Source organism: bacterium (genome assembly GCA_009926305.1).
GTDB lineage: Bacteria > Bdellovibrionota_C > UBA2361 > UBA2361 > RFPC01 > RFPC01.
Genome location: RFPC01000004.1, coordinates 1 through 16048 on the forward strand (window position 1 = coordinate 1; position 16048 = coordinate 16048).

The 16048-nt window shown below is 47.8% G+C and carries 12 protein-coding genes and 1 pseudogene; 6 read left to right on the forward strand and 7 right to left on the reverse strand.

From position 1 onward, the window contains the following. A partial coding sequence (locus EBR25_01360; GenBank protein ID NBW39630.1) for a hypothetical protein occupies positions 1 to 586 on the reverse strand: 586 nt, incomplete at its 3' end. Here EBR25_01360 and EBR25_01365 point away from each other — a divergent pair. Continuing rightward, positions 585 to 779 carry a hypothetical protein gene (locus tag EBR25_01365; protein ID NBW39631.1) on the forward strand — a complete coding sequence of 65 codons (195 nt, stop codon included), beginning with the start codon at positions 585 to 587 and terminating at the stop codon, positions 777 to 779. The two genes, EBR25_01360 and EBR25_01365, sit on opposite strands and share 2 nt — an antisense overlap. A gap of 21 nt (positions 780 to 800) precedes the next feature. Here the strand turns inward: EBR25_01365 and EBR25_01370 are convergent, their stop codons facing one another. From EBR25_01370 to EBR25_01380, 3 genes and pseudogenes are all read right to left on the reverse strand, one after another. After that, entirely contained in the window at positions 801 to 1190 is a 390-nt protein-coding gene (locus EBR25_01370; GenBank protein ID NBW39632.1) for an ACT domain-containing protein, read from the reverse strand. 197 nt (positions 1191 to 1387) lie between these two features. Further along, a pseudogene (locus EBR25_01375) lies at positions 1388 to 2926 on the reverse strand (NCS2 family permease). 304 nt (positions 2927 to 3230) lie between these two features. Further along, positions 3231 to 3461, reverse strand: coding sequence for a hypothetical protein (locus EBR25_01380; GenBank protein NBW39633.1), 231 nt, complete (start codon positions 3459 to 3461; stop codon positions 3231 to 3233). Positions 3462 to 3836: 375 nt separating this feature from the next. Between EBR25_01380 and EBR25_01385 the strand changes: the two genes are divergently transcribed. Together EBR25_01385 and EBR25_01390 are read left to right on the forward strand one after the other, a co-directional pair. Then, complete coding sequence (locus tag EBR25_01385) at positions 3837 to 5801, forward strand: hypothetical protein (protein ID NBW39634.1); 1965 nt, start codon at positions 3837 to 3839, stop codon at positions 5799 to 5801. Between the two features lie 163 nt (positions 5802 to 5964). Next, on the forward strand, positions 5965 to 6192 hold the full coding sequence (locus EBR25_01390; GenBank protein ID NBW39635.1) for a hypothetical protein: 228 nt from the start codon (positions 5965 to 5967) through the stop codon (positions 6190 to 6192). 80 nt (positions 6193 to 6272) lie between these two features. Here the strand turns inward: EBR25_01390 and EBR25_01395 are convergent, their stop codons facing one another. Further along, on the reverse strand, positions 6273 to 7373 hold the full coding sequence (locus EBR25_01395) for a mechanosensitive ion channel family protein (GenBank protein NBW39636.1): 1101 nt from the start codon (positions 7371 to 7373) through the stop codon (positions 6273 to 6275). 188 nt (positions 7374 to 7561) lie between these two features. On the opposite strand from EBR25_01395, the gene EBR25_01400 reads away from it, so the two are divergent. After that, entirely contained in the window at positions 7562 to 8047 is a 486-nt protein-coding gene (locus EBR25_01400) for a hypothetical protein (GenBank protein ID NBW39637.1), read from the forward strand. Between the two features lie 31 nt (positions 8048 to 8078). Here the strand turns inward: EBR25_01400 and EBR25_01405 are convergent, their stop codons facing one another. Both EBR25_01405 and EBR25_01410 read right to left on the reverse strand, forming a co-directional pair. Next, the gene (locus tag EBR25_01405; GenBank protein NBW39638.1) at positions 8079 to 8663 is read right to left on the reverse strand and encodes a carboxypeptidase regulatory-like domain-containing protein; all 585 of its coding nucleotides are present in this window, start codon (positions 8661 to 8663) and stop codon (positions 8079 to 8081) included. A gap of 4 nt (positions 8664 to 8667) precedes the next feature. Then, the gene (locus tag EBR25_01410) at positions 8668 to 13779 is read right to left on the reverse strand and encodes a carboxypeptidase regulatory-like domain-containing protein (protein ID NBW39639.1); all 5112 of its coding nucleotides are present in this window, start codon (positions 13777 to 13779) and stop codon (positions 8668 to 8670) included. 552 nt (positions 13780 to 14331) lie between these two features. On the opposite strand from EBR25_01410, the gene EBR25_01415 reads away from it, so the two are divergent. Together EBR25_01415 and EBR25_01420 are read left to right on the forward strand one after the other, a co-directional pair. Further along, the gene (locus EBR25_01415; GenBank protein NBW39640.1) at positions 14332 to 14526 is read left to right on the forward strand and encodes a cold-shock protein; all 195 of its coding nucleotides are present in this window, start codon (positions 14332 to 14334) and stop codon (positions 14524 to 14526) included. 209 nt (positions 14527 to 14735) lie between these two features. After that, positions 14736 to 16019 carry a DEAD/DEAH box helicase gene (locus EBR25_01420; protein ID NBW39641.1) on the forward strand — a complete coding sequence of 428 codons (1284 nt, stop codon included), beginning with the start codon at positions 14736 to 14738 and terminating at the stop codon, positions 16017 to 16019. Positions 16020 to 16048: the final 29 nt, after the last annotated feature.

Below are 16048 nucleotides of genomic sequence, written 5' to 3' on the forward strand. Positions count from 1 at the left end.
CGGTAATAGGACCCGCCGCAATTTCTGGGATACCATCGCCATTCAGATCCGGGATTGTGGCAGCTCCATCTCCAAAGTCAGACTGATTTCCAAAAATCGAGTACAGCTCACCTGATGAGAGAGATACTACATGAATTCGTCCATTTCTTACTGGGTATGAGTTTTTTTGGCTGACGAAGAAAAACTCATCTTTGCCATCTAAATTGATATCTCCAACTGTCCCGCCGCGCTCTCCGAGCCTTTCAGTGAGCGTTGCATCTCCAAAAGAATATTGTACCAATAAGGAGAGATCCTCGCCGGAATAGAAGGCAATACGCCTCTCTCCTGAAAATGATGACGTGCCTACCCCCCGATACTTTGTGGCGGCGACATCAACGAATCCATCTCCATTAATATCACCAGCAAACCAAGTATAAAATCCGAGCTCTTCGGCAGTATTCGTATCCGGAGAGGAGAAGCCTCGCCCGTATCCAGCAGTTGAGGCGCTGGGATAACATTGTTGAGCGTTAACGCTAGAGGGTGCTCGCAATGCCGAGAGGAATATCAGGATAAAAAGGACAAGAGTATGAGGAGCGGAGTATTTCATGCGGCGATCCTTTGCTGGTAACAACGTCTCCGAGGTCTCTATTCAAATTTTTAGTGCGCAGTGCGCAAACGAAGACACTAATACATTCGAAAAAACCGACCATTTGTTTCCAAAAAGTATGCAGATTATTTTCAGAGAGTTAGGCCAACTGCTCATGAGCTCTCAAGCTCATGAATCCCCATCTCACCACTGATAGCGTGTTTTTCAGGAGGAGCTATCCGACTATCGTATGGCCACTTGCCACTAAAATCTCTTTCGCCCTTGAAAAGGTATCTTTTCCGATCAGCAAATAGTCCGTATCAAAGGTGGAAAGAGCAAAAATCGATATTTCCTTTTCGCCGAGGGGCGAAACGAGTGAGGCCAAGATGCCCGTTAGACTAAAGTCCAGCGGGCCAGCAACTTTCAAGCACCTCCAGCCATGCTCTGCCTTCACGCCTGACGGAACAAATCTTGAGTCACATACAATCGATAACTCATCAGCAGTTCGAGAAATCGTGAAAAAACTTCCTTTCGTCGCCCACAAGGGGATCTCCTCGGAACAGTCTAGCCGACAAACCGAAAATTCACCGGGAACCTCTCGAAGACTGAGACCTGTATTCCTCATTACCTACCCCCTGCCATCAAGAAGACCTGTAAACTGCTCACACTATTGATACGTGTAGCAGGCATTCGATTACACCATTTTTCTTGAATTTAGGTATTTGCGGTTTCCCGATGGCTGTCAGTGGGGAGGGAATGAGGATAGTCCATGGAGGAAAGCGCCTCTTTTTCTGTTTTTCTCGCTGCAATTCCAACAATCAGGAAGAAGAGCGCTGTTACCGTATAGCCCACTGCGCTTCGCCAGCCTGTACCAAACCCAATATCGTAAGCTGCACCCGACGGGGTCATATACCCTGCATGCATAAATCCAAAGAAGGAAAAGACGGCACCGAGCACCATCCAGAACGCAGCCTTCTGAAAACAACGCTCGATAAGATGAACACTTGTTGCTGCCCACACCATACACGTCAACATGAAGCCCTGTGCTAGTGCTACCATCCCGTCGAGGTTAATGCCTGCCGATAAGAAAGCCGCTTTGTCTTGTAATACTTTGTTCGCAAGTTCCATATCGCCAGATGCAATTCCTGCTGCACCTAAAGCGCCTCCAAGTATTAATAGCCCCCACGCGCCTATGGAGGGGAATAGACCTACCGCAACTGCTGGTGCATGGCGAGATTCTGTGGCCTGGAATGCTTGTGCAGTTATAATAATCCCTATCCAGAGTACTATCGCCATGCCTGCTTCCATCGGCACAACAGCATTAATCACGAAGGTTAATCCAAGAAATGACAGTAAAGCGAAAAAGAGCGCATTCAGTACGCTATACCCAGAGCGCGCGCCGAGCCCCTTCCACCCAGGGTGTCCAATGTAAATCGTCGTTGGAAAGCAAGAGCCGAGCCCTGCTGCTAGCAAGGTTCCAGCACCATTCACCGCGAGTGATGGCATTGTGGAGTATTTATCACCTGCTGCCTCTGCCGACTCAATGTTCTGAAGAGAACCAAGAATATTGAAAAGTCCCATGGGCAGCATGACGGGAACAAAAAAGTTATACGCCATGGGATGAGTGAGGCCCGTTATGAGATCTCCTAGTACGGGTACGGGGAGATAGAAACCAACCGTATCAGCAGCTTCAGCGATTCTGGCGGAAGACACAGGGGTGGATTCCCCGAGCGCATAAAGAATCCAAGCAGAGGCGCTTCCAAGGAGTAGTGCCCAAGCCCCGCCTGGTAGCCTCAGCGGTAAGCGAACCTTGGCAAAATATGTCGTGAGGATCACCCCCAGCGGTAAAATCGCAACCAGCGGATTCGCAAAGGTCTTTACTGCGAAGTCAATAGCAATAAAGCTAATGGCTATCCCTGCCAGAGTTGATAGTAATGCTGCCCGTGGGGTGTGACGACGTATCGTTTCTGCTACAAGTGAGCCCCCGAGCTCTATTATGCCAGAGATAAAACACGCAGCTAAACCGATCTGCCAAGCAAGTTGCCCTGCTGCTTGAGCTTCCAACCCATTTTCAATCGCTGTGAGCTTAACAGGGAGCATTACAAAAAACACGAACGCAAAGAGTGAGACAGTATTAATTCCGTACGGCAGCGCGGTGACATCGTTTCGGCCCGTTTGTGCAGAGAGACGTTGTGCTTGCCAGGCATAAAAGAGGTTGCCGATGATAATTGATAACGCTGCCCCTGGTAGAATGGTTGCTAAGACGAGCTCTACTGAAAATCCCAGCACCGACGTACACAGCCCAAGGATGAGAATGAACTGTATGAGGTTATCAATTGCAAGACCGAAGAATCCATCGATATCCCCTGGAACGAACCATGGTTGCGAATGAAATGGTCGCGAATGAAATGGTTGGGAGTGGGTAGTTGTATTCCTATTTTTCATCGAGCGCCCTCAAAGGAGTTGGTATGGTGTCTTATTCTTTTCGGAGTCACATGTTGAGAAGACCCTTGCAGCGATAGAAAACCGTTATATTATCTCTAGCATCATACCCGTTTAGTTCGCACCAGTCACCACGGAGAGACGCAATGAGCTGAAGAGGTTCTCAGATGAAAGGACGAATATCGGTTTTCGGGATGTGTGCGACCGTTAGGCGTTTGTTGGATTACGATAACAACGAAAGGGCCACTGTCGGTTGGGTGTTTGCCTGAGCACGGATAGCGATGCCAGATTGTTGAAGGAATTGGCCTCTTACGCAGTTGGCACTATCAGAAGCCTTATTAACTCTTAATTCTGAAGAAAGTCGTTCAAAGATTTTTCCAGTCGCATCGCTTGCTTGACGAAGCTGCCGAATACCTCTTAAGGAGGAAATATTACTTCGAAGACTTACTGCCATCTCTGTGTTTCAGTGGATTTCTGGTAAACACAAACACACACGTGTGCGGCCGACGGTTGGAGCACAAAACCTTAATAAAAAGAATATGTTATAGCAATATGGTATTATAAATTCTCACTCAGTAATTTTCGATCTCGCGGAGTATTGAATTTTCTGAGTTTCGGTTCGGGAAACCCCAACGGAGGAATTCCGATAGCAGTACAAAACTATAGTTATTGCAATGCCTTATCCTGCTACGATTTTTCTGCACCGTGTAGGGATTTTACGGGGAAGATGACTCCTTACTATACGTATTCATTAATTAATTGGATCCACCGATACGTAATACGTGTAGTACTCAAATGACTGAGAGAGTAAAGTTGTAAGGACGCAAGAATGGCGTCTCCAGTCACATTCAGGACGAATATTTTTTCTTTGCGCGCCGCGCAACAGCTCACCCGTGCGCGCGGAGAACAGGATTCAATAGCAACTCGACTCTCTTCAGGTCAAAGAATCAATCGTGCTAGTGATGATGCAAGTAGTTTGGCAATCGCTTCCTCGCTTGGAGTGAAGGAGAGGATCTACTCTCGAGCAATTCTCAACATTAATGATGGGCTAAGTCTTCTCAATATAGCAGACGCAACCGTCCAAGAGCTTACTGGGATCGTCACCCGGATTAAGGAGCTCGCACAACAATCGGCGAATGGTGTATATACTACCAGCCAGCGTTCCGCTCTGCACAAGGAAGCGCAAGAGTTGCAATCTGAATATTCCCGTCTTACCGATTCTGCAAAGTTCAATGGCACTCAAGTTTTTAATTCCGCAAGCACAGGTCTTAGTCTTCAAGCTGGATTTGGAGTTATTGGTGATATTGGGGCTTCGCTGTCTGTTGAGCAGGTATCTTCTGGTCCCACGGGGGATGGCACCTTTGGAACAGATACGAACATCGGCGTTCTCGTGCCGACTGACAGATATTCGTTCGGAGACCTTACCGGAGATGGTGCCCCCGACACCGTGTATTTCAGCACCAGCGGATGGGTTGTCTATGAGAATGATGGTGCTGGCTCGTTCAGCGCAAGCTCTACAGTGACACTCCCCACTCCTGCTTCGAGCGGCGTGGGTCTGCCGAGCATAGTTGACTTAAACAATGATGGGCATTTGGACTTGGTCGGTGAAATGACAATAGAAAATGGTGCTCTTGATGACCGAGTATTTGCCAGTGCCCTTGGAAATGGAGATGGCACGTTCCAGTCCGTTACCACCGTATTCCTTGATACTACCTCCACCCCATATGCGAGTAGCGTTTACGCCGAAGATTTTAATGGGGATGGATATCTAGACGCAGCTATAGTGGGCTTAGGGTTTCTTGCCTATGGGAATGGTGATGGGACCTTTTCGAGTCCTGTGAACACTACAATGTTCACTTTGCAGCAAGACTATATTGGAGATGTTTCTGGCGATGGGAAAGCAGATCTTATTAACATTCAGGGAACGACCTCCCCGCGACTTTCAGTGTCACTTGGAAATGGAGATGGCACTTTCTCTGTGTCCTACTACAATCTTTCAGGACTTACTGCTCACACCTATGGGGCTGGGTATGTTGTTGGAGACTTTGATGGTGATGGAAATGAAGATGTTGTAAGCCAGATGTATAATGGTGGTGTATCGAGTTTAGCTACGCAACTCGGAAACGGAGATGGAACATTTCAAAGTCACTTTATCAGTTCCTCCTCAGTCCAAGATGTTCGACACTGGAACAGTGAAGCCGCTGATTTTAATGGTGATGGAAATCTTGATATTGTGTTTAATACGTGGGATAGCCCCGGCTCGGGAGCTATCACCATGGATATTCACTTTGGGAATGGAGATGGAACATTCACGACAGGCGGTTCCTATTCCACTAGTATTCGCCCATCTCTGAAGGGGCAGAATTTGGCTGTTTCAGACCTTAATGGAGACGGTGCACTTGATATAGCAGGTGGAGGATATAATGCGCTCTTTGGAGCAGTCAGCAGCGATATTCCAACAATTACCACAGACTACACTGACATGCCTAGCTTGTCCCTTCTCTCTCGGTCCGATGCTCTTACCGCGATTGAAACTGCAGATTCAACGCTAGAGGCGCTGAATTCCTCTGCAGGGAGAATAGGTTCTTCCATGAGTAGGCTCTTTGCAGCCTCTGAGAATTTGAGGTCACAGGCTGTCGAGTTTAAAGCCGCAGAAAGCCGTATTATGGATGTAGATGTTGCGGAAGCAGCAGACCTCCTCAAGATTCAGATACTTGAAAACGTTGGGGCTGCAGTACTTGCACAGGCAAATCAGCTGCCAGAGCTTCTGTTAAAGCTTTTATCGAGTAGCTAACAAATCGCCCTCCACGCTCTTTTTTTTCATTTCGTATTGAATCAACCAATATCAGTCAGAAATATCAGTTCTTTATTACCGGGGCAGACGTTATGGTAAAGTCGGTTCTCTATTCAATCGTCTGCTTGAGTGAGAATGATTAAGAAGACTCAGGAGCAAGTTGATGTCCCCATTCCAGTTTATGTTCGATGAAAAACTTATCGTAAACGAGCAAGAAGCAAGCAGCGCGTTACAGATTGCTCCCGCAAAACTGAAACATCTCGTGCAGACAGGTGTTATTCCTAACGGTTTTGTTCTTGGAAATACTATTCGGATCAGACGCTCTACGGTGATTGAGCTGATGAGAGATGGCGCGCACACCTTGCAGAGTGCAGAACGTATTGAGGAGTAACAGAGCTGGTGTTCTTTGGAGCACTGTAGCTCGTAGTCGCCAAGAAGTATTCGAGCAATAAGCACTCATAGGCAGGGCATTCATAGTCCATTTCGCATATGAACCACTCTTTGCGGGAAGGGGATCTCAATTCCTTGTTCGTTGAATGCCTTATATATTCTCGAAAGTAGACTATGTATTGCCATGCCTCGAAGCTCCGGGGTCTCAACCCAGAAAAGGAGCTGAAAATCGAGAGAGGAGTTCCCAAGGGCTCGAAATCGAGTACGTGGTTCGGGATGAGCAACAACAAGCGTATCTTTCTCTGCCTCTGAGAGAACAATCTCTTGGACCTTGTCGATATCACTTCCGTATGCAACACCGAAGTCAAGTCGAACACGAAACTTTTCATACGGCCCGCCGCTTTCATTCACTACGGTCGAATTCCCAATGATGGCGTTGGGAACGATCACCTCCACATCATCACGCGTAAGAATTCTTGTGCTACGAATCCCAATGCTCGTGACCCGTCCTCTGAGGTTGCTCGACTCAAGTACTATGTAATCACCTAATTTATACGGCCCATCAGCGATAATGAATATGCCAGAAAAAAAGTTTGCTAATGTGTCTTTTGCGGCAAAACCAACTGCGATTCCTAAAATACCTGCAGACGCCAGCCATGCCGTAACATTAATATTCCACACGAGTGATAAGAAATAGAGTCCAAGAAAAATAACGAGCGCCTTTGAAAGCATCGACATGAGCGGTTTCGTCTGGGGTTGAACAAATGCATAGCGCTCCCTTTGGCTTTCAAGCAGATCAATAAACACTGCAACCAGCCGCAAACTAGCCGTTGTCCAAATAAGGAATCCAATTGTTTTGAGGATTCGAATCGAGAAGGTCGTTATAAGTGCTGAAAGGGGGCTAATACTAAGCGCGTATCCGATACCTAAAAGCACTACGGTCCACGTGATGGGGCCTCTTAAAATAGCAACGAGCTTATCATCAAGTTGTCCATGGGTTTTCCCTGCTAGCTGCATGATGAGTCTTGTGAAAATCCAGCGAGTAATGAGCCCAGCAACTCCAGAGCCGATAACAATTGCTGGAAGATACAGATAGGGTTCCTGAAAGTTTGCATGGAGAGATTGGGCGATAGATTGTAGGGGACCAGTCATAAATAATCTCACGTAGAAGTCATCTGGCATGGCGTTTCGCCAATAAAACCGCTGTTGATATTCTTTCAGACTCCCCTTGCGTCGTCACTACTATTTCATGGGCCTCTGCAGATAAGGTGTCTTTGGGGCCTATCCCCATTTATTTTGTTTAGCGCTTTGTAAGGTGCTAGACTTTTAGCAAGACTACGAAGGGCAGGGGCAACGGAGAGCACAAGCGTATGGGTCCAGATTTTCCAGACAGACAGGATTTTGAAGAGAGGCGGGCACCAGCAAGGGAAGATTTGAGTGAAGCTTCTATTGCTAGGTACGACCAGCGTGGCCTCAGAAATCGGGTTCTCTCCAGTAAGGCGGGAGAGGTTTTAGAATTTCGCCAAGATGTTTACTCCTTACCCGTTCTTAGTCGCCAACATTATGTTTTGGTTCCAGAGGGAGACATGGAGTTGATTTACTCCTATCCAGAGCCTCCTTCCTTTCATCAAGTGTTCAGCGAGCTTGGTGCCAAGGGCTTTCTCAAAGTCGTAGATACAGAACAGTATAAGGTGCTAAAGGAGATTAGCGCAGAGGATTACACCGCGGCGGTTGATCGGGCATGCCAGAAATATTGTTCACCAATTCACCCCCCTGCTGTTCGTCTTCAAAATGGGCAAGTCATAGAAATACACGGCGAGCCGCCAGAGGCAGGTCCAAAGAGGAAAGGTGCCTAAGTCTTCAGGTGGCCACTGGAGGGATACGAAGTCATTTCGGTATTGCTATGTATTGGAGGCGAGTGTCTCCATGAATAAACCCCTGAGTGCGAGGGTTGGTAAATAGCCACTCAGCATCATCTATCGTGAGCTCATAGTGCGTGCCAAAGGTGACGGGGATTGAGAACGTCCCGTATTCAGCATCGATTGTGACAGTCTGTGAGCCATTGAAAAGTAATATGGGACTTGAAACAGGAGCTCCAGACGCAGTTTTCACCGTTCCAGATAGTGTCATTGGGATTTCCGTTCCTGTCATTTCATGAAGAGCCGTGGAGCCAGCCGAGAGATTGCCAGTGGCCGAGGCTATCGTGTAACCAGGGCTTTCAGCATTTATGGCGTATGAGCCAGTGCGCACTGTCGAAAATACAGCAACCCCATCAGGCCCAGTCGCCTTCGTTTCGCTTTCTTCACCAATTGTGAATTGAATAGAGATATTCGATAAAAGCGTCCCCGAAAGATCTCTGACGGTAGCTGTTACTGTTGAGGATGATTGAGCGAAAGTCTGGAAGCTCCCCATAGAAATGATACAAAAAAGATAGCCGATAGTTCTAAACGTGCTTTTTAGATTGATCATCATTCGACTATCTCCCCGCATCACTATTACGGAACATTTTGCCCCATCCACGGATGGCCCATCGAAGTTCTACAGAGTCATTCAGTTCTTTAAAGCGAAATAGTCGCGGTCTTGAGGTGATCGAAGCGCCTTTCCCTGTCAGCTTGAAACGCCAGCTGCCTTGTTTCACGGAGAATGTCCCGTAGTAGGGGTCTTCGATTTGCCAATTATATCGCTCCGAAGTCTTGAGCTCTCGCGCCTTCACAAGAAGCTCTGCTCGTTCGAGTCTTCGAATTTGTCTTGGAGTGAGCGGTTTTCCATTTCTTCCGTATAACTCAATGGTGACCGAAACTTCAGAAGGCGTTGCGCCACACGTTACGAGTGGATGCGAATTTTCGTTGATAACTAGCCCATCTTCCATGAGTTGAAGTGTTGAGTGAGGACTTATTTGTCGACAAATGATCTCTTCATGGAGTGGAGCAAGAACCAGAGGAACTGGAGAGGATTCCCATACGAGTTTTGTTGCTAAAGTCGTGTAAGAGATCGGGTTTGGATTTGTTACTTTCCAGCAGATATCAGAGATGACCTCCATCGTTGAGAGCGAAGCGTCTCCATCTGGGGTAGTGCCAACACACAGCGCCTCAATGGAGATAGGCTCTTCGACACAATCCATCAAGCCATTGTTATTCTCATCTGTATCTTCAGCGCCGCAGCCACAGATGCCCGGTTCTATTTTCGCGTTATCGAGTGGACATTGGTCGATGCAGTTTGCCACTCCATCTCCGTCAAAGTCTGTATCTACTACTCCGCATCCGCAAACTCCCGGCTCTTGTTTTCTGGGGTCAAAGGGACACGCTTCCTGACAATCATACAAACCATCTCTGTCACTATCGGTATCTTGTACTCCACATCCACATATTCCAGGAAGCGTTTTTGCTGGATCATCCGTGCAGAGGTCTAAACAGTTTGGTGTATCATCTCCATCATTGTCGAGATCTGGAGTGCCGCATCCACAAATCCCTGGCGAATCTTTCGCTGGATCTGCGATACATAGGTCGTTGCAGTCAGCCACTCCATCACCATCAGTATCACTATCACTTACTCCGCATCCACATTGACCAGGCTCTCCCTTGGTCGGATCACTACTACAGAGGTCCTGACAGTCGGGAATACCGTCGCTATCACTGTCGGTGTCAGACGTGCCACAGCCACATAGACCCGGGAAGAGCTTCTGTGGATCGGCTGGACATTGCTCCTGACAGTCAGGGATCCCATCCCCGTCTGAGTCGCCATCAGGAATTCCACAACCACAGATCCCAGGAGACGTTTTTAGCGGATCATACGGACACTGCTCCTGGCAGTCTACCGTCCCGTCCTGGTCCTGATCGGAATCAAGAACTCCACATCCACAAATCCCAGGCGCTTGCTTCGTTCGATCATTCGGGCACTGATCAATGCAATCCGCCACGTTATCATTATCAGAATCTGTCTCAGGTGCACCGCATCCACACTGTCCTGGGGAGCTCTTCTCAGGGTCGGTAATGCATTGGTCGATACAATCCGCCACTCCATCGCCATCGGAGTCCATCTCAGACGAGCCGCATCCACACTGTCCTGGAGAGGTTTTATCTGGATCGCTTACGCATTGGTCATTGCAGTCTGGAGTCCCATCTCCATCGGAATCAGTGTCTAGCACTCCACAGCCACAAATGCCTGGTGTTGTTTTGAGTGCATCGCTGGGACATTCTTCCTGACAATCAAGAAATCCATCACCATCAGTATCAATATCCGCCGAACCGCAGCCACAGATGCCAGGCAAGAGTTTAAGCGGATCGAAAGGACACTCCTCTCGACAGTCAAGGGTTCCGTCTCGGTCGGTGTCTCTATCCGGTATTCCACAGCCACACTCCCCAGGAGCCAGCTTTGAAGCATCATTCGGACACTCATCAAGGCAATCTGCAGTTTGATCATTGTCGCTGTCGGTATCAGCGGTTCCGCATCCACACTGCCCTGGAGCAACTTTCCCGACGTCATTTACGCACTGGTCGACACAATCTGATACCCCATCACCATCGGTATCAGTATCAGGAATTCCACATCCACACTGCCCAGGGGAGGCTTTTTCAGGATCCTCAACACACTGGTCATAACAATCGGGAGTGCCATCTCCATCGGTATCGGTATCAACCCTCAGACATCCGCACTGGCCAGGTGTGGTTTTGTTGGGATCGGTCGCACAGAGGTCATTGCAATCTGGTGTTCCATCACTATCAGTGTCTGTATCGAAAAAGCCACATCCACATAGCCCCGGTGTTAATTTTAACGGATCACTTGGACACTCTTCTTGACAGTCAAGCACTCCATCTCCATCTATATCAGTGTCACGCGTATCGCATCCACAAATACCAGGTGTTATTTTGTATGGATTATCAGAGCACTGATCGTTGCAATCAGGAGTTCCGTCACCATCACGATCGGTATCTGGAATTCCACAACCACACTGTTCGGGTTCGCTTTTTCTTGGATCATTGACACACTGATCAATACAATCCGCGACGCCATCCCCATCGGTATCTGTGTCGCTTGAACCACAGCCACATTGCCCTGCCGCGCTTTTATTGGGATCTTGAGCACATTGGTCCGTACAATCTGGCGTGCCGTCATTATCACTATCGGTATCTGCCTCTCCGCAGCCACATAAGCCAGGTTCGTTCTTTAATGGATCCTCTTTGCACCGATCATTACAATCAAGAATGCCATCGTTGTCAGTGTCGGTATCTAAAATTCCACATCCACATATTCCGGGTTCGCTCTTGTTACTATCCGTAGGACAGCTATCGTTGCAATCAAGAATGCCATCACCGTCAGTATCCTTGTCTGCAACCCCACAACCACATTCCCCAGGCGAGCTTTTCCCAGGGTCATTTACGCATCCATCGTTACAATCTGGGATTCCATCTTGGTCGCTATCGTCCTCTGAGATTCCACAACCACATTCTCCAGGGAGTGCTTTTTCAGGATCATTCGGGCACTGATCGAATACACACGTGAAATCAAGATCGGTAAAGTTCCGGTCTACGGTGCCCGAACGAGTTTGAGGTGAATCACAGATATAATTTGCCTGGTCTGGTGTTATGCTCCACTGGTCACCATCGCTAAAAAAGACATATATTCCTTCTTCATTGGTGGTAGTCGATTCCTGCGCGCCGTCTACGATGAGTGTTATGGGCATATCTGCTAGAGGAACGTTTGTGTCTCGATTGGTAACCTTTCCCGTGAGAAGAAAGCTGTAGTCGTTTGTTATCTGAAAGTTGAAGTCATCTTTGTTACAACTCAGCACGGGATCGGCAATTGCTGCAGGGGTGAAGGTGACCTCTGAGCCATCTCGAATGTACTCTGCGCGGATCCAGAGAGATTCTCCTTGGGGAATCGAGAAAGAGTAGGTTCCATCTTCTCTAGTGGTCGTCAGTGCGCTTTCTCCATTATAAAGAGTTGCGCCAGAGACTCGATTTCCAGCCTCATCCATAACAATTCCACTGACTGAGAACGCCCCATTGTGAGGGGAGCAGGAGGGGGGAGTTTCTTCAAATGGTTTCCCCGCTTTTGTAGCAACCATTCGAAAATGTAAACCTGTTATCTCTTCTACCGAGGGAGGAATATCGACTTCCTTATCGAAGATAACACCATCATACTGTGCAGAAATTGTTGATGGCGTATTGTGCGGTAAGGTCACGGTGTACGTGCCATCTTCTCTCGAAATGGCCTGGGCAACGCCATTTACATAAATCAAGACCCGAGAGAAAGGAGCGGAAAGTGAATTCAACACGGTGCCACGTACGATCCGTTCGGAAGCGGGGGGTTTAGCAAGAGCAGTGACTTCTTCTCGATATCCCGATATTTGGGGGCATAACGAGAAGCTATTCTGATTGGTAAATGAATAGCGAGTATCTTGGGGCAAGAATCGAATAGCATTGTCAGGAGTAGAGCAGTCTCTGGGACTGAGACTCAAATGAACTTCTCCATCCTTATTGGTTGTTCGATAGGTGCGTTCTTCACACCGATATGGATCCTGAATCGAGATTCTAATTCCAGAGACAGGGGATTGATTCGTATCGAGGATTTGAATGGTGGTCCGTAAAGATGGTGTTCCAAGGGTCCGTGCTGAGAAATCACAGTAGCCATTCGGACAGGTGGTTTTGCTGAGAATGAGGTCTGAGGGAGTTAAAACATAACGACTGGATTCGGGGATAGCGCTCAGGGGCTGCTGAGGGCTTAAGCCATAAGAAGAGAGTTCAAATGTTGTCCCGGCGTTTATGACACGGGCAATTTGTGGGAGCCAAAAACCGATTAGCATAGGGTCTCCCTCTCGATCGTGGGCATTGAGTCGATAAGTTCCTTCGGGAAGGGGTTCTCTTGGCGGAGTGTTCCGTCCTGTGAAGGCTCGTACTACAACATCTCGCGGAAGATGCCCAGGGCTTCCACTCTGTATGCAAAGCGCGCTTTGTGACGCACCCAGCCGCTCAAGCCTGAGATCTGCTCCGGTAGGTGAGGCAAGAAATGCATGATAAAAGTCGTTTGCGGTTTCCTGGTCTATATCGCTGCAATAAGCAATTGCTCTCTGGGGGATCGAAAATACTGCCGTTCCTGTCTCGTCTGTATGTCTTTCACACCCATGCGGTGTTCCAAGGAGCCAAACAGGGGCAGCCTGCACCCCGTCTCCCTGCTCGTCTAATACGATCACTCTTACGAGTTGGTTTTGGTTCTCAGTGTTTCTGGTGGCAGAGATGGTGCAAATTCCATCGGGACAATCAGAGAGTTCTATTGAGGCTGGTGAAAAGCTGTAGCCTTCTTTGAAGAAGAAAACCGTCGCATCAAGAAGAGAGTCCAACTCAAAAATATTAAAGGAGAAGGTGCCTGAGGGGTCGGTAAATGAGCCTCCAGCCGGAAATCCACGAGTGCCATACATGGTGACCCCAGAAACTCCCACGGTTTCTCCATTCACCTCCTCTGTGACTGAGATTGAAAAAGTGTATGAATCAGCCTGAGCGAACACGAATGATGGGCACAGTGCTGAAGCACTAAGAAGAATAAGACCTATAACGGTCTTCTGAAGAAAACGGAATTCTCTCAACTGATACAACAAATCTGTGCCGCCAATTTTGCCCCAGTAGGGAGTCGACAGGAGAGAGATATTGTTTAAGATTCTGACTCTCTTTCCTGTGAGTTCTTTTAGAAATAATGAATCTTATTAGGCATCTTTCTGATGAGTGAGGGTTTTACAGAGTGAGCTGGCAGTAATTTTCGGAGATAATGCGTGGTAATTTTTCGGGAAAGGGAGGAAAAGTAAGAAAAGCTCGCATTTTTCTCATTCTCGCGCCTTACTTTTATAGTTCCTCGGTTCTCATGCTTATAACCCCTCTGATTCATCGAGAAGGCTGTCAGGCATCTCAGGGCTAGAGGTTCAAATTCCGAGAGATTGCTTAGTATCGATGTGAATGATAGTCTTACGGCACAACGTATGTCACTCTTTCCTCAGAACTCTCCATGTTCTTAGCTAGATGTCAGTTCGAATAGAGTACGCGCTCTTATATTTGCACTAGCATATGTTTATAGTTCGAGAGAAAAGAGAGCGCGCATAAGTCGAGGGCATATCGCAAGTGATAGGCGCTCCAAAGAAAACATAGGAAGAGGAATGAGCAAAGGAAAAGTGAAGTGGTTTAATTCTGAGAAAGGGTTCGGCTTTATTGAGCAAGAAAACGGAGACGACCTTTTTGTTCATATCAACGAAGTTCAAGGAGACTCACTTCAAGAGGGTGACATTGTTGAATTTGAAATTGGTGAGGGACGCAAAGGTCCTTGTGCCACGCAGGTAACGGTTTCTCAGTAGTCATACGAGATAAGCCTAGAAGGTATCCGTTGCGTTGTTGTTACTGACCAATCGTCAGTAATCTCTCGTATTCTCATAGTCGAGATGACTGCCGCTTGCGATCTCGGGAGCGGTCGGCCGTTATTGATACCGTAATTACTATTTATTTTTGGGGAGTATCGCTCGTTACAGAATACGAAGCGAACGTTTTTCCTCGCGTAAGGACTATTATGACCTTTGCCAGTTACGGGTTGAATAAACTGCTCGTGGATAACACCGGAGAGCTGAACTACACGGAGCCCACTCCGATACAAGAGCAAGCAATTCCATTAATAATGGAAGGCTCAGATGTTATTGGGCTTGCACAAACAGGAACGGGAAAGACCGCAGCGTTTGCACTCCCAATGATCGACAGGCTCATGCTTTCTGAGCGATCTCGTGCGCCGCGAGCTCTTATTGTTGCACCTACCCGCGAATTAGCAGAGCAGATCTTTCAAGCGTGTCGGCAGCTTGGAAAAGGCTCTGGAATTTCTGGTGTGACGATGTATGGGGGAACAGCAATGCGGCCTCAGCTTCGTGCGCTGGAAAGAGGAGTGGATGTAGTTATTGGGTGTCCAGGGAGAATCCTTGACCATTTAGAGCGAGGCACTTTCGACCCAACAAACCTAGAGATGGTAGTCTTTGATGAAGCGGACCAGATGTTTGATATGGGATTTTTTCCGGTCATAAGGCGCATTAAGGAGTTTCTCCCGACACAGCGACAGACCCTCTTATTCACAGCAACGATGCCAAAGGAGATTAAGAGTCTGGCAGAAGAGATCGTTACGAATGCAAAGACAATAAAAATTGGAAAAACTGGATTATCAAAGACAGTCTCGCACAACATGTACTCTGTGGCGGATAGTCAAAAGAGGGAATTGCTTCTCGAGCTTATCAAAGATTCTTCTGTCGGGAGTGCAATCGTATTTACACGAACGAAAAGAAGGGCAAAGGCGATAGATGATCTTATGAGTAGTTCCGGAGTTGCTGTTACCTCTCTTCAGGGAAATCTCTCGCAAGCCAAAAGGCAAAGAGCTATTGATGGCTTTCGCTCTGGAAAATTCAAAGTCCTGATCGCAACAGATATCGCTGCTCGAGGGATAGATATATCTCAGGTATCACATGTAATTAATTTCGACATGCCAGATACTGTAGAAGCCTATACGCATCGCACGGGTAGAACTGGTCGGGCAGAAAGGCTGGGTGATGCTATTTCATTCGTAACCTCCGGGGACAGACGAATGTTGAAAAGGATTCAAGGCAATCTGCGAATTTCAATGAAAGAAATTCAAATGCCAGTAAGTATTCAGGGGGCAAAAAAGCGAAAGCCAAATTCTGCATCAGGGAGAGCAAGTCACCTTCCATCGAGTGGACGCAGTGCTCAGAGGCGCCCAAGTGCTTCAAGCAAAAGGCGCCCGCAGAGCGCTCGAAGAAGAAATGTAAAGGGTGGAGCTGGTCGCCGCCGAGCTTCATAGCCCCGTCAGCAAGCTCCCGCTTGTTTGGA